At 50.8% G+C, this 24,726-nt stretch carries 21 protein-coding genes and 1 tRNA gene; 8 read left to right on the top strand and 14 right to left on the bottom strand.

Going from position 1 to position 24,726, the window contains the following annotated elements:
• Together sufB and sufC are read right to left on the bottom strand one after the other, a co-directional pair.
• Positions 1-1,428, bottom strand: a complete 1,428-nt coding sequence (gene sufB / locus IPL17_RS24620) for a Fe-S cluster assembly protein SufB (RefSeq protein WP_345309736.1) — start codon at positions 1,426-1,428, stop codon at positions 1-3.
• 75 nt (positions 1,429-1,503) lie between these two features.
• On the bottom strand, positions 1,504-2,280 hold the full coding sequence (gene sufC, locus IPL17_RS24625; protein ID WP_345309737.1) for a Fe-S cluster assembly ATPase SufC: 777 nt from the start codon (positions 2,278-2,280) through the stop codon (positions 1,504-1,506).
• A gap of 198 nt (positions 2,281-2,478) precedes the next feature.
• On the opposite strand from sufC, the gene IPL17_RS24630 reads away from it, so the two are divergent.
• The 3 genes from IPL17_RS24630 to IPL17_RS24640 all read left to right on the top strand — a co-directional run bounded on the left by IPL17_RS24630 (position 2,479) and on the right by IPL17_RS24640 (position 6,712).
• The gene (locus IPL17_RS24630; RefSeq protein ID WP_345309738.1) at positions 2,479-5,598 is read left to right on the top strand and encodes a metallophosphoesterase; all 3,120 of its coding nucleotides are present in this window, start codon (positions 2,479-2,481) and stop codon (positions 5,596-5,598) included.
• A gap of 123 nt (positions 5,599-5,721) precedes the next feature.
• Positions 5,722-6,345 (top strand): winged helix-turn-helix transcriptional regulator, encoded by a 624-nt coding sequence (locus IPL17_RS24635; RefSeq protein WP_345309739.1) that lies wholly within the window; start codon positions 5,722-5,724, stop codon positions 6,343-6,345.
• Positions 6,346-6,361: 16 nt separating this feature from the next.
• Complete coding sequence (locus IPL17_RS24640) at positions 6,362-6,712, top strand: iron-sulfur cluster assembly protein (protein ID WP_345309740.1); 351 nt, start codon at positions 6,362-6,364, stop codon at positions 6,710-6,712.
• A 127-nt stretch (positions 6,713-6,839) separates the two neighbouring features.
• Here IPL17_RS24640 and IPL17_RS24645 read toward each other — a convergent pair whose 3' ends face one another.
• Entirely contained in the window at positions 6,840-7,451 is a 612-nt protein-coding gene (locus IPL17_RS24645) for a helix-turn-helix domain-containing protein (protein ID WP_345309741.1), read from the bottom strand.
• A 174-nt stretch (positions 7,452-7,625) separates the two neighbouring features.
• On the opposite strand from IPL17_RS24645, the gene IPL17_RS24650 reads away from it, so the two are divergent.
• The 5 genes from IPL17_RS24650 to IPL17_RS24670 all read left to right on the top strand — a co-directional run bounded on the left by IPL17_RS24650 (position 7,626) and on the right by IPL17_RS24670 (position 14,124).
• Complete coding sequence (locus IPL17_RS24650) at positions 7,626-7,961, top strand: metalloregulator ArsR/SmtB family transcription factor (RefSeq protein WP_345309742.1); 336 nt, start codon at positions 7,626-7,628, stop codon at positions 7,959-7,961.
• Positions 7,962-7,972: 11 nt separating this feature from the next.
• Positions 7,973-9,409 (top strand): tetrathionate reductase family octaheme c-type cytochrome, encoded by a 1,437-nt coding sequence (locus tag IPL17_RS24655; RefSeq protein WP_345309743.1) that lies wholly within the window; start codon positions 7,973-7,975, stop codon positions 9,407-9,409.
• A 2-nt stretch (positions 9,410-9,411) separates the two neighbouring features.
• A complete protein-coding gene (locus tag IPL17_RS24660; RefSeq protein WP_345309744.1) occupies positions 9,412-12,111 on the top strand; it encodes a cytochrome b/b6 domain-containing protein in 2,700 nt (899 codons plus the stop codon).
• A gap of 115 nt (positions 12,112-12,226) precedes the next feature.
• The gene (locus IPL17_RS24665; protein ID WP_345309745.1) at positions 12,227-12,772 is read left to right on the top strand and encodes a YeeE/YedE thiosulfate transporter family protein; all 546 of its coding nucleotides are present in this window, start codon (positions 12,227-12,229) and stop codon (positions 12,770-12,772) included.
• A gap of 50 nt (positions 12,773-12,822) precedes the next feature.
• On the top strand, positions 12,823-14,124 hold the full coding sequence (locus IPL17_RS24670) for a YeeE/YedE thiosulfate transporter family protein (protein WP_345309746.1): 1,302 nt from the start codon (positions 12,823-12,825) through the stop codon (positions 14,122-14,124).
• 84 nt (positions 14,125-14,208) lie between these two features.
• Here the strand turns inward: IPL17_RS24670 and IPL17_RS24675 are convergent, their stop codons facing one another.
• The 11 genes from IPL17_RS24675 to IPL17_RS24725 all read right to left on the bottom strand — a co-directional run bounded on the left by IPL17_RS24675 (position 14,209) and on the right by IPL17_RS24725 (position 24,726).
• Complete coding sequence (locus tag IPL17_RS24675) at positions 14,209-15,711, bottom strand: aminotransferase class V-fold PLP-dependent enzyme (protein ID WP_345309747.1); 1,503 nt, start codon at positions 15,709-15,711, stop codon at positions 14,209-14,211.
• Complete coding sequence (locus tag IPL17_RS24680) at positions 15,708-17,342, bottom strand: FGGY-family carbohydrate kinase (protein WP_345309790.1); 1,635 nt, start codon at positions 17,340-17,342, stop codon at positions 15,708-15,710. Before IPL17_RS24680 ends, IPL17_RS24675 begins: the two co-directional genes overlap by 4 nt.
• 211 nt (positions 17,343-17,553) lie before the next feature.
• Positions 17,554-18,000, bottom strand: a complete 447-nt coding sequence (locus tag IPL17_RS24685; RefSeq protein ID WP_345309748.1) for a DUF4442 domain-containing protein — start codon at positions 17,998-18,000, stop codon at positions 17,554-17,556.
• A gap of 20 nt (positions 18,001-18,020) precedes the next feature.
• Positions 18,021-18,737 carry a gamma-glutamyl-gamma-aminobutyrate hydrolase family protein gene (locus IPL17_RS24690; protein ID WP_345309749.1) on the bottom strand — a complete coding sequence of 239 codons (717 nt, stop codon included), beginning with the start codon at positions 18,735-18,737 and terminating at the stop codon, positions 18,021-18,023.
• 63 nt (positions 18,738-18,800) lie between these two features.
• On the bottom strand, positions 18,801-19,148 hold the full coding sequence (rplS, locus tag IPL17_RS24695; protein ID WP_345309750.1) for a 50S ribosomal protein L19: 348 nt from the start codon (positions 19,146-19,148) through the stop codon (positions 18,801-18,803).
• 188 nt (positions 19,149-19,336) lie between these two features.
• Positions 19,337-19,410 (bottom strand) — tRNA-Pro (locus tag IPL17_RS24700).
• 43 nt (positions 19,411-19,453) lie between these two features.
• Positions 19,454-20,383: a hypothetical protein gene (locus IPL17_RS24705; protein WP_345309751.1), complete on the bottom strand. Its 930-nt coding sequence runs from the start codon at positions 20,381-20,383 to the stop codon at positions 19,454-19,456.
• Between the two features lie 72 nt (positions 20,384-20,455).
• Positions 20,456-21,952: a carboxypeptidase M32 gene (locus IPL17_RS24710; RefSeq protein WP_345309752.1), complete on the bottom strand. Its 1,497-nt coding sequence runs from the start codon at positions 21,950-21,952 to the stop codon at positions 20,456-20,458.
• A gap of 100 nt (positions 21,953-22,052) precedes the next feature.
• On the bottom strand, positions 22,053-22,760 hold the full coding sequence (locus IPL17_RS24715; RefSeq protein WP_345309753.1) for an SH3 domain-containing protein: 708 nt from the start codon (positions 22,758-22,760) through the stop codon (positions 22,053-22,055).
• 8 nt (positions 22,761-22,768) lie between these two features.
• Positions 22,769-24,025, bottom strand: a complete 1,257-nt coding sequence (locus IPL17_RS24720; protein WP_345309754.1) for an ABC transporter permease — start codon at positions 24,023-24,025, stop codon at positions 22,769-22,771.
• Positions 24,022-24,726: an ABC transporter ATP-binding protein gene (locus IPL17_RS24725; protein WP_345309755.1), complete on the bottom strand. Its 705-nt coding sequence runs from the start codon at positions 24,724-24,726 to the stop codon at positions 24,022-24,024. Before IPL17_RS24725 ends, IPL17_RS24720 begins: the two co-directional genes overlap by 4 nt.

Consider the following 24,726-nt stretch of genomic DNA (forward strand, 5'->3'; position numbering starts at 1 on the left):
CTATCCGATTGACCCCTCCATTTGTAGTTGAATTAATCTATTCATTTCCACAGCGTATTCCATTGGCAATTCCTTGACCAGGGGTTCGATAAAGCCAGAGACGACCATGCCTGTGGCTTCCTCTTCAGAAAGTCCGCGGGACATGAGATAGAAGAGCTGCTCTTCACCGACCTTGGAAACCGAAGCCTCATGGCCAATGGAAACATCATCTTCATCAATTTCAATGGACGGATACGTATCCGAGCGGGATTTGGGGTCGAGCAAAAGCGCGTCGCAAACCACATTGGATTTGACGCCTTTTGAACCTTTATAAACTTTTACCAAACCACGGTAAGAAGCGCGCCCACCGCCCTTGCTGATCGACTTGGAAGTGATCTTGCTGGTGGTATTTGGAGCAAAATGCACCATCTTCGAACCCGCGTCTTGAACCTGTCCCGGGCCTGCGAACGCCATCGAAAGCATTTCGCCGCGAGCGCCTGGTTCCATCAAATAGCAGGATGGGTATTTCATGGTGAGTTTCGAGCCGAGGTTCGCGTCCACCCACTCGTGGGAGGCATCCGCAAAGACCATGGCACGCTGAGTCACAAGATTGAACACGTTGGTTGACCAGTTTTGAATGGTCGAATAACGCGAACGCGCGCCTTTCTTAACTACAATCTCGATCACACCAGAGTGGAAAGAATTGGTTGTATATTGCGGAGCGGTGCAGCCTTCAACATAATGCACCGAAGCGCCTTCATCCACGATGATAAGCGTGCGCTCGAACTGACCGACGTTGGCAGTGTTCAAACGGAAATACGCCTGCAAAGGCAGATCCACTTTGACACCTTTGGGGACGTACACGAACGATCCGCCCGACCAGACCGCGCTATTCAACGCGGCGAATTTATTATCTTCAATTGGAACGACTGTCCCAAAATATTCCTTGAACAGATCAGGGTACTGGCGCAGTCCATCTTCGATCGAAAGGAAGATCACGCCCTGTTTTTCAAGATGTTCCAGAATGGAGTGATACACCATTTCAGATTCATATTGAGCGCCGACGCCCGCCAAAAATTTCTGCTCGGCTTCGGGGATGCCCAACTTATTGAAAGTGTTTTTGATGTCATCGGGAACATTGTCCCAATTCTTTTCGCTTTTCTCGGTCGGCTTGACATAATAGAAGATATTATCAAGGTCAAGGTTCGAGATATCTGGTCCCCAGGTCGGCATGGGGCGTGACTGGTAATGCTCAAGCGCCTTCAAGCGAAACTCGAGCATCCATTGCGGTTCGCCTTTCATGCGTGAAATATTTTCCACGACCTCGCGGCTCAAGCCCCGTTCAGACTTGAACACATAATTATCATCGCGGTCATGAAAACCGTACTTGTAATCACCAATTTCATCGAGGATCTTGGTGTCTTCATTAAGTTTTGTATCTTCAGCCATTGGTTTCACCATTTTTTTTCTGATGAAGAGCCGCATCGTGCCGACCCGTCACCTGCTACTAACAATAAAGAGAGTCTAGGCCTCAGCCGTTTCCTCGTACTTCTCGCGCACCCAGTCATATCCCTGTTCTTCGAGGTGCAAGGCAAGGTCAGGTCCGCCAGATTCGACGATCCGTCCATCCAGCATGATGTGGACGAAATTCGGCTTGATGTAATTCAACAGGCGCTGGTAATGCGTAATGACCAGCACACCCAGATCAGGTCCGGAAAGCGCGTTTACTCCTTCGGAGACGATGCGCAGAGCGTCAATGTCCAAACCAGAGTCAGTTTCATCCAGAATGGCGATCTCGGGCTTAAGGGCTGCCATTTGCAGGATCTCGGCGCGTTTCTTTTCACCGCCAGAAAAACCATCATTAAGATAGCGGCCAGCGAAGGCGTGATCCATCTTGAGCGTATCCATTTTTTCCTTGAGCATCTTGCGGAATTCAAGGATGGGCATGCCCTTATCTTCGGGATTGACGGCGCGGCGGCGGGCATTCAGCGCGGAACGCAGGAAGTTCGCCACGGTCACGCCCGGAATAGCAACTGGATACTGAAAAGCCAAAAAGATGCCGGCACGCGAGCGTTCGTCCGGTTCGAGCTCAAGGACATTCTGTCCTTTGAAAATGATTTCGCCTTCGGTTACAGTGTAATTGGGATGTCCCATCAATGTGTAAGCGAGAGTTGACTTCCCCGTACCGTTTGGACCCATAATGGCGTGAATTTCGCCCTGATTTATGGTCAATGTAAGACCTTTGAGAATTTCCTTATCTTCGATACTAACGTGCAAATTCTTTATTTCAAGCTGCGACATACCTAGTTTACTCCTGGGAATTTAGCCAATACTGGCGTTTTTATCAAGTAGAGGTCATTATAGCAGGTTTAGGCAAATATGTCAATATTTATGATATTTTTCTAGTATATTCAATTGTGGAATCACTAAAAGGTATATAATACTTGTCTATTTGTAAAAAATAAGAGGAAAGTTCACCCTAACACTCATAATCGATCAATGAAACCTAACTTTCTCAAAACCGCAATCTTTCACTGGCTCGCGCTCCTTTCTCTATTCAGTGTGAGCGCCATTCCCCCTACAAAAGCTTCACACAGTGGAAAAGCCCTGCAAACCGATAAGCTCATCTTTGCAGTGATCGGTGATTTTGGAGAAGCGGGTCAACCCGAGACAGATGTGGCAAATCTGGTCAAAAGCTGGAATCCAGGTTTTATTGTGACAACCGGGGACAATAATTATCCGCATGGCGCAGTCAGCACCATAGACCAGAATATCGGTCAGTATTATCACGACTATATATTTAAATACAATGGGAAATTTGGCAGCGGCTCGGCAATTAACAGGTTTTTTCCCGCGCTTGGCAACCATGATTGGGATCAAAACAACGGCAGGCAGCAGGAACTTTACTTTACACTGCCGGGCAATGAAAGATATTATGATTTTATCCAAGGACCAATTCACTTTTATGTGCTTAACAGCAATCCAACCGAACCTGACGGCATCAGTGTCGAATCGAAACAGGCAAAATGGCTGAAAAGTAGTTTAGCAGTCTCAACATCCAAATTTGACATCGTTGTACTACACCATCCTCCCTATTCATCAGGCAGGCACGGCTCTTCAAAAGAAATGCAATGGCCATACAAGTTATGGGGAGCTGACGCTGTCCTGGCCGGACACGATCACACCTACGAAAGATTGACCGTGGATGGCATGCCGTATTTTGTAAATGGCATCGGCGGAGGTCAACCTTTATATTATTTTGCGGCCACATTATCTGAAAGCAAAGTCCGCTACAACGCCGATTACGGCGCCATGCGGGTTGAAGCCAGCGATCAATTCTTAAAATTTCAAACCTATACGCGAACCGGCCTGCTGATCGATGAGTACACGCTGGGAAGCGCGCCCCCAATTGTCACGTCTATCCTGCGCACGTCTCCCAGCCCGACAAATTCCAACAGGGTGGATTTTTCCATCACCTTTTCTGAAGCAGTCACTGGCGTGGACATTTCCGACTTTATTCTCAGTCCCACAAATCCGTCAGACGCCTCACTCTTAACTGTAAGCGGCTCGGGCGACAAATACATTGTTTCAGCGAATAGCGGCAGCAGCGACACCGTCCTGCGTCTCGACTTGACGGATGATGACAGCATCATTAACAACTCCGGAATCAAACTGGGCGGCGCCGGCTTCGGGAATGGGAATTTCATGAATGGCGAAGCCTATACCGTCGACAAAACAGCCCCTGTTGTCTTTTCGATCGCCAGATCAACCGTCAGCCCGACCAACGCGGCCACATTGGATTTTGTCATTACCTTCTCGGAGGCGGTATCCAATCTAGACGCATCAGATTTCAGATTAATATCATCAAACAATACTGACGGATCGATCACTTCGGTATCCGGTTCTGGAAATCTATATATTGCCACGATAAGCACAGGCAGCGGTGATAACTCACTCCGCCTTGAATTCATCGACGATGACGGCGTGATCGATTCAGCAACGAATCCAACGGGCGGCGCAGGAACAGGAAACGGGGATTTCAGGAACGCAGAAAGCTATGTTGTGGACAAGACCGCCCCGGGCGTAATTTCGATCACACGCGCCAACCCCAGTCCAACCAATGCGTCCAGTGTGGAATTTATCGTTACTTTTTCTGAAGCAGTTACAGGACTTGACTCCTCAGACTTCGCGCTTGCTCCTGTAATTATCAATGGAATGAGCAGGTCTTCCATTGACAGCGTGAATGGCTCAGGCAATACATACAACGTCACAGTGAATACTGATCTAAATGACGAGGCGCTTCGCCTGGATCTGATCAACAACAACAGCATTACAGACATGGTTGGGAATGCCTTAAACAGTGGTTTTGATCAGGGTGAAAGTTACAGCATGGATAAGTCCGCACCTGCTGTCACTTCAATCATACGCGGCAACACAGATCCCGCCAATTCAACCCGCGTGGATTTCATTGTCACTTTTTCTGAAGCTGTCACAGGCGTGGATGCGAGCGACTTTAGTGTGAGCACGACCGGCATAAGCGGCGCATCAATTGTTGAGGTAAAAAGTTTTGATCCATTTTATGTTGTGACCATTGATACAGGCCTCGGCGACGGCACCTTAAAACTCGACTTGCTCGACAATGACAGCATCACCAACAATGTTCCCCTCGGCGGAACAGGCTGGGGAAACGGCAGCTTCTTCAACGGTGATATATACACGATCGACAAAACAGCCCCCGTTGTCACTTCGATCATACGCGCCAGCCCAAATCCAAACAGCGCCAACAGCGTGGATTTTATCGTCACGTTTTCAGAATCAGTTACGGGTGTTGATGGAGCCGATTTCAGTCTTAACAGCATCGGCTTGAGCAAAGTTTCAATTAACGGTGTAGAGGGAGTCGATCCATTCTATATCGTTAAAGCAGCCACTGGTATTGGCAGCGGGTATCTCCAGCTCAGCCAGATTGATAACGGCAGTATCACAGATAAAGCGAACAATAAGTTGATCGGGGCTTTTAGTAGCGGAGAAACCTACAACATCTCGAAATCTTCTGTTAATTTCCCGCAGCCTAACAACCGCGATCCGCAAAAAAACCTGCTTACAAACAAACCTAATCCGCCATTTACGTGGACATCCGTCCGAAACGCACTGGGCTACGAGCTCGTCATCGCGACAGATACCAAGTTCAACCACATTGTCATCAGCCAGGCTGTAGATGGCACATCCTACACTGACGGTCTGCTAACGGATGGAACTTATTACTGGCATGTGCGCGCCTACAATTCCATGTTTCAACCAGGCAGATACAGCACAACTCAATCCTTCACGATCGATACAACAGCACCCAAGCCGCCGCTACTCACTGAGCCCGCAAACAACTCTTCGACCAATCGCAGACCCAACTTCAAGTGGATTTCAGATGGTTCTGCGGTCAGCCATCAAATTGAAGTTGATAACAATCCTGACTTTTCCAGCCCCGAATTCAGGTCCGCAAAATCCGGCACCACTGTCCGCTCAATCTCCCTGGCCAAGGATTTATACTACTGGCGGGTTCGCACAAAAGATAAAGCCGGGAACTGGAGCGATTGGTCGCCATCACAAACGTTTACTGTCCGATAATGAAGAAATCTGAGTACAGAGAATAGCCCAACAATTTTTGCAAAGACCAGCCAAAGATTGTCAATATATTATATAAATATCATAAATATTGACAATCCCCGCCGATTTAGTTATACTAATTGTATGAAATCAACGCGCGACAAGATATTACAAACCTTATTACAGAAACCCCGTTCGACAATCAACACACTGGCTGAAGCGGTTGGAATTAATCCAATTTCTGTACGTCACCACCTTACAAATCTCCAAATGGAAGGTTTGGTTGAAGGTCAGGAAGAACGGCATGGCGTCGGACGTCCGCGCCTTGTTTACATCCTTACGGACGATGGAATGGAGCATTTCCCGACCCGGTATATGCAGCTTACCACACGTTTATTGGCGCAAATGAAAGATACCATGCCCGGCCCCGTGGTAGCCAAATTGTTCAATCAGATCGCGGAAGATATGGCCAGCCATTATTCCAAGGATATGCAGGGACTGAGTATGGAAGAGCGCCTGAACTTCGTCAAGGAAATGCTGGGGCGCGAAGGCTTTACAGTGGAATGGGAAAAGAAGGACGGGCAGTATGAGATCCATGAGATCACCTGCCCTTACTATCAAATCGGGGTCGCCCACCCTGAAGTGTGTACTGTGGATCAAACGTTGATCTCCAAAATGCTGGCATTGCCCGCCAATAAAGTTCAGTGCATTTTGAGCGGCGCCGCCCATTGCACCTACGTCATCTCGCCTGCCGAGATAAAAAACTAAAGATCAAGGAGCTAAAATGGCAGACTCTGAAGTAAAAGAAATCCAATGGACCTTACACCAAACTCACCCTGAACGCGTGCAGGAAGTCCGTGCCCGACTTTCCGAGGTGATCGATCCTGAAATTGGCATGACCATCATCCAACTGGGATTGATCCGCGATGTCGAGATCACAGCCGACGGCATCGGTCACGTCAAGATGATCCTGACCACGCCCTTCTGTCCATACGGACCCGCCATGATCGAGATGACCAAGGCCAAAGCCGTCGAAGGACTCAACATGCCGGTCAATATTGAAATGGGTATGGACATGTGGGATTTCTCCATGATGGAAGATCCCTCCGCGCTGGACTGGGGAATGTACGCGTAAAATAAACTGCGAGTCGAAGGTTAAATGTCAAAGACGCCATCCATTTAGGATCGGCGTCTTTTTCTTTCGTCTTTTCATTCACACCTGCACTGGCGTGCTGCGCAAGTGTCCTTCATCCTTTCTTTTCTCACTCCCCTTTTTTCCAGTGCATCGCGTGCAGCTGCTCGCCTTCCGCAAATCCAGAGATGATCACCAGGGCGGTCGTCACTGTCTTTGAGTGGTTTTTCCAGCGATGGCGCATTTGCGACTCGAATAACAAGCTATCGCCCGCGGTCAGCAAAAAGGTTTGCTTTTCCACAAAATACTCCAACTCACCTCTCAGACAAAAAACAAACTCATGTCCTGTATGGACAATATGATGCGGACCGCTCGCCGCGCCGCTTTCGAGCGTGAGCATAAACGGCTCAACGCGCCCTGAAAATTGCTCCCCGCCAAGAGCCTCAAACACGCCATGCGTGAACGACATGTGCGTGCGCTCGTCGGCTTTCAGGAAAACGATCTTCTTCCTTTCCGCTTCCGCGCCAAAAAAAGCGGTGATCGAGACCCCCAACGCATCAGCCAATTTATACAACGTACTGACTGAAGGCGAGGTTTTGCCGCGCTCGATCATACTGAGCGCATTCGCAGAAAGCCCGCTTTTGGTGGCGAGGGTCCGCATGGATATACCACGCGCCTCGCGTAATTCTCTTAAACTTGAAGCGACATCAACAGAAGTTGCCTCTCGCACATACGGTTCCATGATCACCTCCGAAAAGCTGTACTCGCATAATTTACCTAAACTTGTCCCATTATACCTCCACTTTATATGACATTAAACGAAACTTAATATGACACAATGCACTATTGTACAAACTGTCACAATATTATGATGGGAATGCAAATATACGTTTATACGAATATAGGCAAGGACAACATGATCAATCAAACACTCAAACAAGAAATCTCTGAGCTGGAAGCCGATTTTTGCTTTGCCCTCTCTGACCCGAACCGCATCTTGATGCTGTACGCCCTCAGCGAGAAACCTCTCAATGTGACCGAACTCACCAATGAACTCGGGTTGAATCAGCCCACAACATCGCGGCATCTCAAAGTTATGCGCGAACGCGGGTTGGTGCAAACCGTCCGCACTGGCACCACCGTCACCTACCATCTATCTGACCTGAGATTAATTCAGGCACTCGACCTTTTACGATCTGTTATGCGGGATCGTCTGACCGAGCGCGCAAGCCTGATCAATGAAATCGCATAAGGAGAATGTTGATGAAGAAACGCTTCCCTCTTTGGACCCTGGGGCTGGTCGGCATTTTGCTGCTGATCCTCGTTCCTGTCCTGTATTTTCTTCCGCGCACCAAGGCCACCAATGACCCTGCGGCTTATATCCCCACCAAGGCAGTCCATGTGGATCATAAAGACATCGTCAAAGGTGAATTCAAAACGGGACAGGAAGTCACACGCGCCTGTCTTGAATGTCATGAAGACGCCGCCGCCAATGTCATGAAGACCACGCATTGGACATGGGAATCCAAAGCCTTCGATGTCCCCTGGCGCGAAGACGATGTAACCATCGGCAAAGCCAATCAGATCAATAACTTCTGTATCGGCTCGCAGGGTAACGAAAACAAATGCATGTCCTGCCACGCTGGTTATGGCTGGGAGGAAGGCCGCGAAACTCAACAAGCCAATCCGGAAAATGTAGACTGCCTGGCTTGTCACGCAGATAACGCCACATACGGGAAAGGCTTATTCGGCAATCCCGCTGAAGGCATTGACCTATTAGCCGCTGCGCAAAGCGTACGCGCCCCCTCACGCGAGAACTGCGGTAAATGTCACTTCGACGGCGGCGGCGGCAACGGCGTCAAACACGGCGACCTCGACGAGAGTCTGTATTTCCCGGACCAATCACTGGATGTTCATATGGGCGGCGAGCTCAACATGCAATGCACGGACTGCCACGTTACAAAAGATCATCAGATCCTGGGCCGCATGCTGGCAGACAACTACACGATTGACCCGAAGGAACAGGTTTCCTGCGAACAATGCCATGTCAATCAAAAACATGAAGATGAACGCATCAACACGCATCTTTCGGCAGTGGCATGTCAAACCTGCCACATCCCCGCCATCGCTCTTGAAGATCCAACCAAGGTCACCTGGGACTGGTCGCAGGCCGGGCAGGAAGGACGCGAAGACGACCACTTCACCTACTTAAAGATCAAAGGTGAATTCGTCTACGACAAGAATTTCGCGCCCACGTATCTCTGGTTCAACGGCAATAACGAATACCGCTACATCCTTGGCGACCCGCTAGGCAAGGATGGAATCACCTACATCAACAAACCCGCAGGAAATATCGAAGATAAAAGCGCAAAGATATTCCCGTTCAAATTACACATTGCCAAACAACCGTATGATGTGAAAAATAATTACCTGCTCCAACCGGTCACATCCGGCAAGGGCGGCTTCTGGACCACCTTTGATTGGAACAGCGCATTCGAACTCGCCGCCCCCATCACAGGCTTGGAATACAGCGGCGAATATGGATTTACCGAAACATACATGTACTGGGCAACCACCCATATGGTCCAGTCCGCCGAAGATGCCCTGCAATGCGAATCCTGCCACGGCGAAAACGGTCGGCTGGACTGGGCAGCCCTTGGTTACCAGGGCGACCCGATCGAATGGGGCGGAAGGAAATAACCATGAAACGTTATACACTCATCACACTAGCTGTACTTCTCTTCCTTGCGCTTGCATTTGGAATTGGCTCGGTGCTCGCCTCGCCCAAGCCTGCTCCTGAACAACAGGCATCGCCCCTGCACCCGAACTTTGCAATGCTTGACGAAAATGGCGTAAATGTTTTGGAAAGCAATGGCGCGGTCTCTACCATGCAAACCTGCGGACAATGCCACGACACCGAATTCATTTCTTCGCATGCCTTTCACTCCGACCTGGGCCTGTCAGATTATGCCGCATCCAAAGAATCATGGGACGCAAGCACGGGCACGTTCGGTCAGTGGAATCCACTCACCTACCGCTTCCTCTCGCAGAATGGCGATGAACGGCTTGACCTCTCCACAGCCGAGTGGCTCATGCTCAATGGCGAGCGCGTCGTTGGCGGCGGACCTGCCACAACAGCTCGTGACGGAAATTCACTTGCAGACTTAAAAGCCAGCGGGGACAACCCTGAGACATCCGTACTCGATGCGAACGGTAATCCGACCGCATGGGATTGGGATAAATCAGGCACAATGGAAATGAATTGTTTCCTTTGCCACCTTGAAACACCGAACACCTCCGCGCGCGCAGATGCGATCCATGCGGGTGAATTTGGCAAAGCCAATACCGCAACATTAATGGGATTAAATATTGTTGAAGCATCCGCTGACGGTTGGGTTTGGAACACAGAATCCTTCAACGAAGCTGGAGAACTCAAGAGTGACACAATTGGAATTCAGGATCCAACCAACTTAAATTGCGCCACCTGTCACGGTGAAGTCCATCCCGAATCAGAGGAACCGCTCACCATCACCGCATGCGATCTGGATTATCCGCAAACTGCCACAACCGGGCAGGTCGTATCTGCGCAGCGCATCAATGAATCTGGCGTGAACCTGACAAATAAAAATGAACTTGACCGCTCATGGGATGTCCATGCGGAACGCCAATTGCAATGCACAGATTGTCACTACGCGCTCAATAATCCCTCGCACTTAAGCGAAGTCCAAAGCAGCAATCCAGAGCATCTTGTTTATGATCCGCGCTCATTGGAGATCGGCGAGTACCTGCAGCGCCCTGACCATAACTTCGCACGCGGACAGAGCGCGCAATTCAACGCCGCGCCCGAGTACAAAGGCACAATGCGCCGCTGTGAGAATTGCCATGATTACAACAAGGGACACGCTGACTGGCTTCCGTATGTGGAGACCCACATTGACGCAGTCGCCTGCGAGACCTGCCATATCCCTCAGATGTACGCGCCCGCCATTCAAACTTATGACTGGACAGTCATTACTACTGATGGCAAGGCGGTCGAATCCTGCCGCGGCGTGGAAGGTACCCCCAACGCAGTGACTTCACTCGTGACTGGTTACGAGCCAGTCCTGCTCAACCGCACAAATATTGACGGGCAGAAATTACTTGCTCCGTACAACTTGATCACATCCTTCTATTGGGTGTATGACGACGCGAATGGAAATGCGCGGCCTGTCCGATTGGCTGATCTCGAATCGGTATATCTTGAAAACGGAAAATACGCGGCAGACATTGTCACAGCCTTTGATGAGAACGGTGACGGTACACTTGCCAACGCCGAACTGACCATCAATTCGCCCGCAAAAGAAGAAGCTGTCAAGACAAAACTTTCCGCGCTCGGATTAAACAATCCACGCATTGAAGGAATGGTTCAACCTTACAGCATCAACCATAATGTCACTCGCGGTGATGCCGCGCTGAATGACTGCAAAGCCTGCCATAATGACGAGTCACGCGTATCGCAATCCATCAAACTTGCGAACCACGCGCCGGTCATGCCTGTTTTTGATGTGGATAATAATGTCAACGGCAGCGGCGAGATCGTCACTGGCACAGATGGCGCGTTATATTACCAGCCCATGCCAGCCAAAGATAATATGTATGTCTTCGGGTCCAGCCGCATCAGTTGGATCGACTGGTTCGGCGCGATCGCGTTTGCGGGTTCGCTTTTAGGTGTGATCGGTCATGGGACGCTGAGATTCTTCTCGTCGAAGAAGCAGCCTCACGGTCACGCGCGAACCGAGCGGATCTATATGTACGATGCCTATCGCCGCTTCTGGCATTGGTTACAAACCGCAGCCATCGTCATCCTCCTGTTCACAGGCTTGATCATCCACAGACCAGATATCTTCGGGGCGTTCTCATTCCGAGGCGTGGTGACCCTGCACAATGTCCTCGCCGCCATTCTGGTGATCAATGCACTGCTTGCCATTTTCTATCACATTGCAAACAACCGCATGCAGGAGTATATCCCGCGCCCGTATGGTTTCTTTGACGACGCCATCACGCAGGCAAAGTATTACATCGGCGGAATTTTCAAGGGTGAAGGTCATCCCTTTGAGAAGCGCCCGGACAACCGCATGAACCCGATCCAGAAGATCACATACTTTGGAATTCTGAATGTACTGCTCCCTCTGCAAATGATCACAGGCGCGTTGATGTGGGGCGTGCAGAAATGGCCGCTCTTCGCGAACGCGCTTGGCGGGCTGCCCTTCCTTGCGCCCTTCCATTCACTTGTGGCGTGGATGTTTGGAACTTTCATTGTCGTGCATGTGTACATGACCACCACGGGAGCAACTCCGCTTGAAGCAATGCGCGGCATGGTGACCGGGTATGAGGAAGTGGAAGTGCATGAAAAGCAAGGATGAAGGATAAATAATGTTATCGTCATTGCGAGAAGGGCGTATTTAGCCCGACGAAGTAATCTCATTTACCAGATGCGAGATTGCTTCGTCGCAACGACATAGGATAAAAGGAGTATCAATGACCACTCAAACTAGAAAATCGATTTTCAACAGACCTGAAAAAGCTTATGTACAGCCATATCTTGGCGGAGCGATATTGGGCATCGTCTTATTCCTCGCCTTCCTGCTGACAGGCAATGGGCTTGGCTCATCCGGTGCGACCAGCCGTATTGATGCAGCACTCGTGGACGCGATCGCCCCAGCGCATGTGGACAATACACCTTACCTCTTAAAGATGGCGGGCGGGGATAAGAATCCGCTCGATGATTGGATCGTGCCCGTATTCTTTGGCGCATTGTTCGGCGGCTTTACCTCTGGCGCATTCAACGGACGCCTAAAAATCACGACCACCAAGGGACCCAACATCTCCAACCGCACGCGCTGGCTGATGGCGTTCCTCGGCGGCGTGATCTTCCTGTACGGCGCGCGCATGGCACGCGGATGCACCTCGGGGCAGGCACTCTCAGGCGGCGCGACTCTCGCAGCCGGTTCCTGGGTGATCATGTTCGCCATTTTCGGCGGCGCATATGCGGTCGCGTATTTTGTAAGGAAGTTGTGGCTGTAAAAAACTCTCGTCATCGCCTTCGCAATGACGGATAAACAGGAGAATCAAAAATGAACTTTCCCCTCCCCTCTTTCGTAGCAGTCAGCGCGGCCAACCCGTGGACGTACGTGCTCTTCGCCGTGATCGGCTTTGCCTTCGGCTACACACTTGAAATGTCCGGTTTTGGAGACTCGCGTAAACTCGCTGCGCAATTCTATTTCACAGAATTGACCGTGCTCAAGGTCATGTTCACCGCCATCACCGTTGCAATGGTCCTGCTCTTTGGCGCGGTCGGACTTGGCATCCTTGATTTCAGCCAGGTCTGGGTCAACCCGACCTATCTCGCCTCTGGCATTGTCGGCGGGCTGATCATGGGCGTCGGCTTCATCGTCGGCGGGTTCTGCCCGACCACTTCGCTGGCGTCCGCATCAACAGGCAAGATCGATGGCATGTTATTCATGCTTGGCGGATTTGTCGGCGCGTTCCTCTTTGGCGAAACCGAAAAATATTTTGACGGCTGGTACACCAACGCGGGTTATTACGGACGCCTGACTCTCGACCAGGTTTTCGGAATCCCCGTCGGCGCGGTCGTTGTGATCGTCATCCTGATGGCGCTCTTCATGTTCTGGGGCAGCGAACAGCTTGAACGCATCTTCGGCAAAAGAGATCTCAGCAAGGAACCCAAACTCCGCATCGCCGGCGCAGTTGCCTTATTCGCGGGCGCAGTCGCAGTCCTCGCGCTTGGTACCCCCTCCATCGCAGATAAATACAACAAGGTCACCTTCACGCGCACTGAAACGATCGAACAGGTGAATGCTGACCCGATCGTCAACACATATATTTACACCGCTGACGATATGCTTGCCAAACGACTTGTGTTCACCTCCCCTGCCGAAGTATTCAAGTCAAGATATAACCAGTCCATGAACCCTGTCTATATCGACGTGCGCTCCGAAGCTGACTACAATCTTTACCATATCGAAAGCGCGGTCAATATCCCGCTGGAACGTCTCACTGAGGTCATCCCCGTTTTGCTCAGTGAGCCGCCCGCCAACAGTGTCTTCATCCTGATGAGCAACGATGAAACCGCCGCCATTGATGCATGGAAAATTCTCGTCGGATCGAGTGTGCAGAACGCGTACATCCTCGAAGGCGGAGTCAACAACTGGATCGCATTCTTCGGCGAATCAGACAAGGCGCTTCAACCCGCCCTGAACGCTGGTGACGACCAATTGGGCTATGTCTTCCCTGCGGCATTGGGCAGCCGGTACGAGTCCTGCGACCCCGACCCGATCGAATATGAAAAATTGGAGTTCGAAGCCAGGATCATATTACAGCTAAAGCGTGATAAATCAGGCGGCGGCTGCGGATAGGGGCAGTAATTAGAAATCAGTCAATGCAAAAAGTCGCGCGAGATAATTCGCGCGACTTTTTTATTCATTCTTTATCCTTCATGCTTAAGCCTTAAAGATCACATCCAAATACCGTTTCAATAAATCGCTGACCATACCTCGCAAAGGCAGTGTAGCCGCCATGCCATAGACTGGCGCCATCGTCCCTTTTTCTTCGGGATGCGCCTTGACGTGTTCGACCGCCTCTTTCAGGTCCGCAACGAAGCGCTGTGCCACTCCAGGCTCGGTGTGACGCAGCGTGACACAGATATGCACGCAGGTCGGTTTATGCAGTCCATTCAGGCTCCACTTTTTGTGTGACATGTAATCCAGCACCTTGTAAACATTGATGGACTCTGACGCAAACGCCACCACAAAGAGCGGATCACCCAGTACGTGCAATTCAGGGATCTCACGAATTCCCTTTTTGATGAAATCCGCAGTTTCAAGGATTTTTTTGGTCGCGGAAAGATACCCTTGCGCGCCAACGGATGTCATGGCTGCCCAACAGGCCGCGCTCAATGCTCCCGGCCGACTGCCTGCAAAGGTAGGCGAAAAATACAATCCACCGGGCCATTCAGTGGTTGTGTAATATTGAAAATGCCTCAATTCGTTACCGCGATACAGGACAACCGAAGTTCCCTTCGCGGCATACCCATACTTATGCGTATCCGCGGACATGGAGGTCACACCGGGCAGGCGGAAATCAAAGGGCGGGACGGGGTATCCCAGTTTCTCAGCCCAGGGCAGAACGAAGCCGCCAAGGCAGGCATCCACATGAAAACCGATATTATTTTGAAGGGCAAGTTCCGCTAATTCAGAGATCGGATCAATCGCGCCATGCGGGAAGGATGGTGCGGAGCCGACGATCACGATCGTGTTCGCAGTGACAGCTTTCCGCGCCGCCTCGACATCCGCGCGAAAATTCTCGTCCACTGGGATGTGGATGGTCTTGATATTAAAGTATTGACTGGCTTTATCGAACGCGGCATGTGCCGTGATCGGGACGATCATCTCTGGTCTGGTAATACCTTTTTTCTCGCGCGCCCAATCCCGATAGGTCTTCATCGCCAGCATGATGCTCTCCGTGCCGCCTGAAGTGACTGTGCCGCAGACATCCTGCCCCGCCCCGCCGAGCATATCTGCTGTCATGGCGACGATTTCAGCCTCGAATTTGGTGGCACTGGGCCACACATCCGCGTGAAGAGGATTGCTCTGTGAATTGATGGCGTAGACCTGATTTAGAAAATCAATATGTTTCTGATCGCCATGATAAACCGCACCTGAAATAAATCCATCCTTCCAGTGCGATTCTTCCAACGCGCGCATGGATTCCATTTCGAGCAAGATTTCAGCATGACTGCGCCCGGTCTGGGGAATTTCAGTAAATCGAGTGAATTTATTTTTGTATGGCTTGGCTGAATTTTCCAACTCAACCATCACCTCGGCATATTCAGCATCGATCTTTTGACTGACGCCGGGGATGGCTTTCATTCCCTTTTCTATGGATGCCAAAAATTTTGGATTTAACTTCCCGAATTGCCTGATGATGCTGTCTTTCCAACTCATGAATGATTCTCCAGAGATGTCTTGAGGAGCGCGGACTTGAATGCTCCGGAATTCTCGCAATGACTCAATCGATTCAAACGCGCGTGGATCTTGCGATTGCTTTCATAGATCGCGACAAACTCCCTAAAAAGTTCATCGTAGATCTTGCGATGGTCAGGGTTCGGCATGTACGTTTTCACGATCTTTACATGAGTACCGATCTCTTCATATTTCAAATAGCCCAAGGACGCCGATGCCAATAATGCCGCGCCGCGCACATTCACTTCGATCGGGTCTTTGACCTGCCGTATGGGACGGTTCAACACATCCGCATGGATCTGACACCAGATGTTTGACCTCGCTCCACCCCCAACCATGTTAATGGATCCAACGGGCCGCTTGTTGAACTGTTCCACATATTTCAAGAGCCAGCGTGAGTTATAGGCAACGCCCTCAAAGACTGCGCGCACCATATCCGCGCGGGTTGTATTCAGCGACTGGTTATTAAACCCGCCGCGCACAAGGTGGTCATCCACTGGAGTGCGTTCTCCATACAGCCAGGGTGTAAAGATCAACTTGCCGCTGCCGGCGGGTGTGCGCTCGGCGATCTGATCGAACAACTGATATGCATTGGATGGTTTCGCTCCCAACGATAATTCGTCATCGGGAAACACAATATTATTTCTTAAATATTGCAGCGCTCCGCCCGCACATTCCTGCTCATTCGTAAGAAGGTAGCGTCCTGGAATGGCGGAAGGCAGCGCGGCAAGATTATGGAACAGATCGGTCTTTTTGAATGGGACATGGCAGGTCAACCAGCCAGATGTGCCGATGTACAGATGCGGCTCAAAATCACGCACCGCGCCGGACCCGACAGCTGCGGAGTGGACATCCGGCGAGCCCATCAGCACCTTGACATCCTCGCGCAGTCCCCAGGCACGGGCTACTTCGGGGCGCAAATTTCCCAGAATCGCATTGGCAGGTTTCAGGTCAGGCAGCTTCGCGCGGTCTATCCTGGAAAGTTTTATAAGACCAGCATGGTATGTGACATTTTCAATATTGCGATTGTCTGTCAGCCAGTTCAAAGTGATCGAGTTGAAGGATGCCGCAAAATTCCCAGTTAAGCGCAAACCGATGTAGTCCACTGGCTCAAGGAATTTATACGCGCGTTGGTAAATATCAGGGTGTTCGTATTTAAGATAAAGAATATGCGCCGTTGGATCCTTGCCCGCCTTTCCGGGGATGCCGCCTGTCAACCGAATCCAATTCAAAAGTTTGGCAGCTCCATATCCCTCTATTTTCAGCGGACCGTCAACCATCTGATTGATATAAGGAGCGCCGCGCGAATCCATCCAGATAATCGCATTCCCCAACGCAATACCATCCTGATCCACAGCCACGGTCCCCGACCACTGCGCGGTGATGGCGACTGCGACAATTTCATCGCGTGAAATCAATTCTCTGGCAAGCAGTCGTTTCCCCGCTGTTTCGATCGCGTTCCACCAATCATCCGGGATTTGTTCCGCTCCGCCGCCGGGCGGAAGCAAGACAGGTGTCTCCTCAAATTCACTCGCTACCAACTCACCCAGTGTGGAATAAATAGCAACTTTGGGACCGGAAGTGCCCAGGATCGATTGCGAGGATAAACTTATTTTCGGTTGACATCGGCTGCCTCGATTCTATAGATTAAAAAACCTTCGGAATGATACCGCAAACATCGGGGAAAATTAATAACGTATTTCAGAAAATCTCTTGGCGCTCTTTTGCTTCCCTTATAAAGAATCTCCCCTAACTTAGCACCCTGCTCCCGATCCGTCAGGCAATTTCCCTCGTTCGAATTTTCCATGATCCGGGCCAGGGGAATTATTTCTTCCTGCGAACATAAAGCAGTTTTTCAACCTGCGCCACGATCTGTCCCTGGCCGTCCAGAACATCCACTGAAAATACAGGTTCAATTTTTTCACCGCGATCGGCCGCGGTACGAATTTCATTTATACGTTCTCGCGTGATCTGAAAAGCCGCATTCACAGTACCGCGTCCAGGGCTGATAAATTTGATGGAGGCCGCTTTATCCCAAACAATATAATCGGAACCCAATGCGCGCATCATGATCAACATAAACCACGGATCGCACATCGCGTATAGCGAACCGCCAAAATGAACACCCACAATATTGCGATTGAATGCCGTCAACTTCATTTCAACATGGATCGTCAGATCATCAATCCTGCGTGAACGTATCCCGGCGCCTAAAAGCGGCGGATAAAAATTGATCAACCGTTCACGCAGGCGATCCCAAAAAGAAACCATCTATTCTTGTTAGATCCAAATCACCTGCCCGAAGCGTCTACAAAGGATTTGAAAAGCCTCTGCATGGCCGGTTGATCTGTCAGCCATTCGGGGTGCCACTGTACAGCAACTGCGTATGGATGGTCGGGGATTTCCACAACTTCCACCAATCCATCTGGAGCATGACCAGCGACACGCAAACCTGGCGCAATATCCTTCAAGCCTTGATGGTGCAGGCTGTTGACATTCAAGAGCGTCTCGCCAAATATCTCGGCAGAACGGGATGTCTCATCAACATTCACGGGGTGGACCAAAGTTCGACGCAAATCGCCCGGGTAGGCATGATCCAGCGCGCCTTGCAGTTGATCGTAGATATGAGTATAAAGCGTGCCGCCCAAAGCGACATTCATCACCTGTGCCCCGCGGCAAATTCCAAGAACAGGCTTGCCTTCATTGACTGCAACGCGCATTAAACTGATTTCGGTAAAATCCCGATTATCGTCCACCTCACCAATTCTGGGGTGGTCCGACCCGTGAAAATAATTCAGTGAGATATCACCGCCGCCAGAGAAGAGAATCCCTGAAACACGGGAATATAGATCGAGGAAATCTTCCACAAAGAGATTTGAGGGGATCAGCACAGGCAAACCTCCCGCCTGTATGATTGCATTTACATAAGAATGTTGCAGCGCGGTGAAGGGATGCCCATCCGAGTCTTTGCCATTACGAGTGGTGATGCCAATGAGAGGTTTTGCCATGATCTTCTCCAAAATAAAAAGACCCTAAAGGTCCTGAGGACCTTTAGGGTCTTTCCAAAAGCCCTAGTCGAATTTTTGTTTGAGACGCGCGCTCTTGCCGGTGCGGTCGCGCATGAAGTACAACTGTGCGCGGCGAACCTTGCCATGGCGTTCAACAACGATCTTGTCAATGCGCGGTGAGCGCAGAAGGAAGGTGCGCTCCACGCCGATGCCGTTGGTAGCCATGCGGCGCACGGTTACGGACGAATCGTTGCCACCCTTGCGGAGGCGGATCACAATTCCTTTAAATTCCTGAATACGTTCGCGGTCGCCTTCTTTGATCTTGACGTGGACGCTAACGGTATCACCAGAATTCAATTGAGGAATTTTTTCATTAATTTTGGCCTCAACGGCCTTGATAAAGTCTGTCATTTTTGCTTTTCCTTACAAATTTTATTGGTTTCGTGAAACGCGACGGCAGAGTATAGCACGCATTTTCTGTTTATACAAGGACTTATTTTCGAAATTTGTTTGTGAAAGATTAAGACTTCCTCTTCGCAATAAACCTTGCCTCTTAAAAAGCGCACCGCCTTCGGGTTAGGCGGTGCAAAACAAAACTGTCGGGGTGAGAGGATTTGAACCTCCGACCTCACGGACCCGAACCGTGCGCTCTACCGGTCTGAGCCACACCCCGGACGGAGTGCATTATACCATTGCGAGTCTTTTTGGCAAGCAAATTATGGCTTTAACAAGAGTTCCATTGTGTAAAGATAAATATAATTAAATAGCTCAGGATCTGAAAGGGTCAACCACGGATTATCCTGACGAATGGTGAGGCGGACCCAAGTCGGTTCTGTTACTTTATAGGGGATCGTGGTTTCAAATGATTGGGTATCGATGCCGGAGAACCTGAGAATGCGCGAAGAAATGGGCAGCCTGTTTTCCGGGATCAACTCAATGACCACAGGCTGCTCATTGAAGGGCCAATATCGTCCCTTGAGGTTTAAACTGCCGCCCGAAACTTCATCCCGATCTTTAAGTCCCTCGAGCATGACACGTTCATATTCCATGTTGCCCACCGGGTTGATCTGGTTATTGCCCAGGGAATACAAAAGCACAGGCATGGTGTTGAGTGCCTGAATGCGCCCTGATTTATCCCTCGTACTGATGCGGATGTAACCCGCTTCAGACACGGCGCGGATCTCAAAGGACAGGGCAATTGACCGATATGCGCCGTTCGGTGCGTAAACAACAGGCTTTAATATGCGCTGAAGTAAGCGCCCATCCTCGCCCAGCAGGTCAAATAAAACTTTCCCGCTCTCGCCTGACACAAGCATGGCCTGTAATTTAATGGGGGATACTACGCTGGACATGGGACCCGGCGACAGAAAGTGGATCTGAGCCAATTCAGTGAATCCCGCCGCGAAGGTGGGAGTTACTGTGGGAAGCGGAGTTGATGGAATCGGGGTTTCCGTTGGCAAGGGTGTTTCAGTAAGCGGGACCTGGCGGGTCAACGCATCTGAAGTGGCAAAGATGGCCTGCCCGGTGAGCGCGACCACCGTTGGGAGCGACTGGGTAGGCAAAGGTACAGGCGTCGACTCTATCAATTGCGTGCAGCCGCATAATAGTCCAAGAAGGGAAGCGAGGATGATCGTTTTTAATTTCATGAAGTTAAGGAATCAATATCCCGCAGGCAAGCCGTCAAAGATGGAGACTCAACCTGCGGGATATATTTTTAATTACAGTCCGTAGATATCGCCATATTTCTTGTTCAGGTAGCGGACATAAGCCGACGCGTCTATCTTTGAGCCGGCAACATTTTGCACCAGGTCCTGCGGATCGAATTTATGACCGTGAACATGGATCTTTGCGCGAAGCCAGGCAAGCAGCGCGTCAAATTTCCCTTTGTGGATCTGCTCATCAAGGTCACGAATATCGCTGTTGATCTTTTCCCATAATTGGGCAGAGATCAGATTGCCAAGGGCGTAGGTTGGGAAGTAACCGAACAGCCCGGCCGACCAGTGAATATCCTGCAGAACGCCATGCGCGTCGTCGGGCGGCGTGATGCCAAGATAATCCTGCATTTTTGTGTTCCAAATTTCAGGAAGATCCTTTATGGCGAGGCTGCCTTCAAGCATCCCGATCTCAAGTTCAAGGCGCAGCATGATATGCAAGTTATATGTAGCTTCATCGGCATTCACACGGATGAAACTTGGCTCAACCTTATTGATCGCCTTATAGAATGATTTCGCGCTCACGCCGTCCAGTTGGGTTGGGAAAGTCTTTTTTAATTCAGGGAAGAAATGTTCCCAGAACGGGAGCGAACGACCGACCAGATTTTCCCACATGCGTGATTGCGACTCGTGCACCGCTGAAGAGACGCCATTTGCCAGCGGTGTGCGTTCATAAGCAGGGTTGATGCCCTGTTCGTACATGGCATGTCCGGCTTCATGCATTCCGCTGAACAGGGTTGCCAGCGGATTGGAAGGCTCGTACCGATTGGTGATACGCACATCGTTTACGCTGAAAGATGTTTCAAAGGGATGCGCGGCCTTATCCTGTCTGCCGCGGCCAAAGTCATAACCGAATTTGGAGATGATCACCTCGCTGAAATCCCATACTTTCTTTTCAGCATATTTCTTGTGCAGGAAATCATCCTTGATCGGCCTGGCGGATTTAATGGCCTTGATCAATTTCACCTGCTGGGGGCGCAGTTTACCGAAGATCTCCTGCACTTCGGCAGTCTTCATGCCAGGTTCGTAATCATCCAACAGCGCATCATAAGGATGATCGGATGGCGGAAAGAATTCAACATACTTCCGCATCAGGTCTATCACCTTTTCAAGATGCGGTTGAAAAGTGGAAAAATCTGATCTGCCCTTTGCCGCCACCCAGGCATCGAACGCGGCGGTTGTCACGACCGCCTGCTCGGAAACAAATTCAGAAGGGACGCGCGTGGCTTTATCATAATTACGCGCGGCCACCCTCACCAAAGCGGCATCATCTGAATCAACGCCGTCAAATTCTCGCTTGAGGTCATCGAGTAATTTTCCGACCTCGTCAGAGGTTGATTTTTCATGGGAGATCTTGCCCAAAGTGGCAAGATGCTGTCCGCGCGCCTCTCCACCGCCGGGCGGCATATTGACCTGCTGGTCCCAACTTAACACACTACCCGCATGGTTCAGATCTGAAACTTCACCAAGGATTTCCTTTAATCGATTCAATTTTTCTGACATGATTATCTCCTGAGTTTTTGGATTTATCACAATTCAGTTTTTACATGGTCAAAAGGAAGCGCGATGCGCACGCTGCCGGAACTGATGATCTACCGCAGTCTTATGGGCATTTACGGCCCTCGCCCGTGCCATCCACACGGATCTCGACATCAACGCCTTCCCGCATTTCAACATCCTGAACTTTGGGCTCGCCGGGCATGGAAATATCCTGAACCGTGTAGAAACCCGGATACAACCAGGCCTCGTTCGCCGGGTCTCCAAAAGAGGCCGGGATGATGATCTCGCCGGGCATGATGTACAAATCGTGATGTGTACAATTAATCAAGTACCCGGGCACAGGCCAATCGGTTGGCGTGAAATCCGGTACCGAAGAAAGGTCACCATCCAATTGGGCGAAGCCGGAGTTGATGAAGACCCAGCCCATTTTATCTGAACCTGGAATGACCACCTGCACCCACCTGGAAAGTACATCACGCCCAATAACGGGAGCGCTCGTGTCCTTATATAGAACATCGATCGGATTGTAAGCCATGCCGGGGCCGCGGCGAATAAAGACATTTCCTTTCACAGCGCTAATGGTAACACTCGGTAAAGCGCTGGGAACTGTCGAAATGACGGCAACTGTTGCGGTGGGAATCGCAGCCGGGATCGTTGAAGTGGCCGCCGGCGCAGGCTGTGTTTCTGTTGAAACAGGAACAGCCGCCGTCAGAGCGGGGAGCGCAGTCGCCACAGCCGGCCTGACTCCGCGTAAACATCCCGCCAACAGCAAAGGGATGACCAGAAAAATAAAGATACGCCTTGGTTGCATTGGCAAAATTACTCGTATCGCAGGGCTTCAACAGGCTCAAGGCTGGCGGCGCGGCTTGCCGGATAAATGCCAAAGAACAAGCCGATGATCGCCGAAAAACCTGTCGAAAGCAAGATCGCGTCGGTGCCGACAATTGGCACAAAATTATTGCCTGTTGCCGTGGCAACCTGCCCGACCACAAAAGCGATCAGCCAGCCGAACATGATTCCAATGATACCGCCTATCAAGCTAAGCAGTGAAGACTCGGTTAAGAATTGAAGCAGAATATCCTTCTTGCGCGCGCCCAACGCCTTACGCAGGCCGATCTCGCGGGTGCGTTCGGTGACGGATACCAGCATAATATTCATAATACCGATACCGCCCACAAGGAGGGAGATGCCGGCAATACCGCCGAGGAAAATCGTCAGAACACCTGTGATGGTTTCAAAGGTCTTAAGAAAATCCTGTTGAGTGAAAACAGTGAAATCGTCCACGCCGATCGGCGTGCGATGGCGCTGACGCAGGATATTCTTGATCTCATCGGCAGCTTGAGTGACCGCCTCTGCGGTGGTAGCCTGCACAAAAAGAACATCGATTTGATCACGTGAGTCTCGTTTAATAAGGCGCGCCTGCGCGGTGGTGAAGGGAATATACGCGCTGTCATCTTCACTGCCAAATGCGCCGCCGCCCTTTGCGACCAGAATACCGATCACGCGGAAGGGGGAACCTTCAATTCGGATGGTTTCACCGACGATCCCGTCATGCCGTCCAAAAACCGCGTCAGCAGTGGCGGGTCCCAGCACGACAACGGACATGCGCCCGAGCATCTGCTCTTCGTTAATGAATTCACCTTCGGCGATCTCCAGGTTACGCACTGTGGAATAAGCCGGCGTAACGCCTGAAATGGTCACCGAGGAATTCTCGCCGCCATAGGATATCTTTCCATTCCCTTGAATGGCGGGGGCGACAGATTCAACGGACGGCGCCGCGAAGGGGTCTGCGATCGCTTTCGCGTCAGCCAAAGTCAACGGGCGGTCATTGTTTCCACTCCTGCCGCTGCCAGGGCCGCCCGGAGGTCCATCCTGGCTGCCGCTAAATACAAACAACAGGTTCGTGCCAATGCTCGTAATGGAACCTGTAATGGATGCCTGGGCTCCATTACCGACGGCCAGCATGGCGATCACCGCAGCAACACCGATCACGATGCCGAGCACGGTCAGGCCGGAACGCATCTTATTGCCGTTCAAGCTTTCAAGGGCTTCGAGAAGTGCTTGTCCAAAGGTCATTTTTTCTTTCCTGCACTTTCTTCTTCACCGGAAGATTCAAGCTGTCCATCCCGCAAACGGATCACCCGCTGGGTTTGCTCGGCGATGGATGCATCATGCGTCACGATGATCAAAGTTGTGCCGCGGTCTTTATTCAAATTGAGAAGCAGGTTCATGATCTCTTTGCCCACCTTTGAATCAAGATTGCCTGTTGGTTCATCTGCCATGATAATGGCGGGATTATTAACCAGGGCGCGGGCTACGGCTACACGCTGCTGCTGGCCGCCTGATAGCTCATACGGGCGATGGGTCATGCGGTTTTCCAGTCCAACCGCTTCAAGCGCCGCTTTTGCAAGATCGCGGCGTCCTTCAGTCATCCCTGAATATCGCAGCGGCAGCTCAACATTTCCCAGGGCGGTTAGCCGGGAGAGCAGATTGAAACTTTGGAAAACAAATCCGACCTTGCGGTTGCGGACACTGGCAAGCTGATCATCGTTCATCTGGGCGACCGACTCGCCGTCCAAAATATAATCACCCGACGTTGGTCTGTCCAGACACCCGAGCGTATTCATCATGGTGGATTTTCCGGAACCAGACGGCCCCATAATGGAAACCATTTCACCGCGCCTGATGTTAAATGAAACGTCACGCAGCGCTTCAACCAGAAACTCACCCATACGGTAGGTTTTGGTTAAATTGCGGGCTTCGATCACGAGGTCCAT

Source organism: Candidatus Villigracilis saccharophilus (assembly GCF_016711665.1).

Bases quoted from the DNA above. Each gene is read 5' to 3' on its own strand.
- sufB (WP_345309736.1), bottom strand. From the start codon at position 1,428: ATGGCTGAAGATACAAAACTTAATGAAGACACCAAGATCCTCGATGAA.
- sufC (WP_345309737.1), bottom strand. From the start codon at position 2,280: ATGTCGCAGCTTGAAATAAAGAATTTGCACGTTAGTATCGAAGATAAG.
- IPL17_RS24630 (WP_345309738.1), top strand. From the start codon at position 2,479: ATGAAACCTAACTTTCTCAAAACCGCAATCTTTCACTGGCTCGCGCTC.
- IPL17_RS24635 (WP_345309739.1), top strand. From the start codon at position 5,722: ATGAAATCAACGCGCGACAAGATATTACAAACCTTATTACAGAAACCC.
- IPL17_RS24640 (WP_345309740.1), top strand. From the start codon at position 6,362: ATGGCAGACTCTGAAGTAAAAGAAATCCAATGGACCTTACACCAAACT.
- IPL17_RS24645 (WP_345309741.1), bottom strand. From the start codon at position 7,451: ATGGAACCGTATGTGCGAGAGGCAACTTCTGTTGATGTCGCTTCAAGT.
- IPL17_RS24650 (WP_345309742.1), top strand. From the start codon at position 7,626: ATGATCAATCAAACACTCAAACAAGAAATCTCTGAGCTGGAAGCCGAT.
- IPL17_RS24655 (WP_345309743.1), top strand. From the start codon at position 7,973: ATGAAGAAACGCTTCCCTCTTTGGACCCTGGGGCTGGTCGGCATTTTG.
- IPL17_RS24660 (WP_345309744.1), top strand. From the start codon at position 9,412: ATGAAACGTTATACACTCATCACACTAGCTGTACTTCTCTTCCTTGCG.
- IPL17_RS24665 (WP_345309745.1), top strand. From the start codon at position 12,227: ATGACCACTCAAACTAGAAAATCGATTTTCAACAGACCTGAAAAAGCT.
- IPL17_RS24670 (WP_345309746.1), top strand. From the start codon at position 12,823: ATGAACTTTCCCCTCCCCTCTTTCGTAGCAGTCAGCGCGGCCAACCCG.
- IPL17_RS24675 (WP_345309747.1), bottom strand. From the start codon at position 15,711: ATGAGTTGGAAAGACAGCATCATCAGGCAATTCGGGAAGTTAAATCCA.
- IPL17_RS24685 (WP_345309748.1), bottom strand. From the start codon at position 18,000: ATGGTTTCTTTTTGGGATCGCCTGCGTGAACGGTTGATCAATTTTTAT.
- IPL17_RS24690 (WP_345309749.1), bottom strand. From the start codon at position 18,737: ATGGCAAAACCTCTCATTGGCATCACCACTCGTAATGGCAAAGACTCG.
- rplS (WP_345309750.1), bottom strand. From the start codon at position 19,148: ATGACAGACTTTATCAAGGCCGTTGAGGCCAAAATTAATGAAAAAATT.
- IPL17_RS24705 (WP_345309751.1), bottom strand. From the start codon at position 20,383: ATGAAATTAAAAACGATCATCCTCGCTTCCCTTCTTGGACTATTATGC.
- IPL17_RS24710 (WP_345309752.1), bottom strand. From the start codon at position 21,952: ATGTCAGAAAAATTGAATCGATTAAAGGAAATCCTTGGTGAAGTTTCA.
- IPL17_RS24715 (WP_345309753.1), bottom strand. From the start codon at position 22,760: ATGCAACCAAGGCGTATCTTTATTTTTCTGGTCATCCCTTTGCTGTTG.
- IPL17_RS24720 (WP_345309754.1), bottom strand. From the start codon at position 24,025: ATGACCTTTGGACAAGCACTTCTCGAAGCCCTTGAAAGCTTGAACGGC.
- IPL17_RS24725 (WP_345309755.1), bottom strand. From the start codon at position 24,726: ATGGACCTCGTGATCGAAGCCCGCAATTTAACCAAAACCTACCGTATG.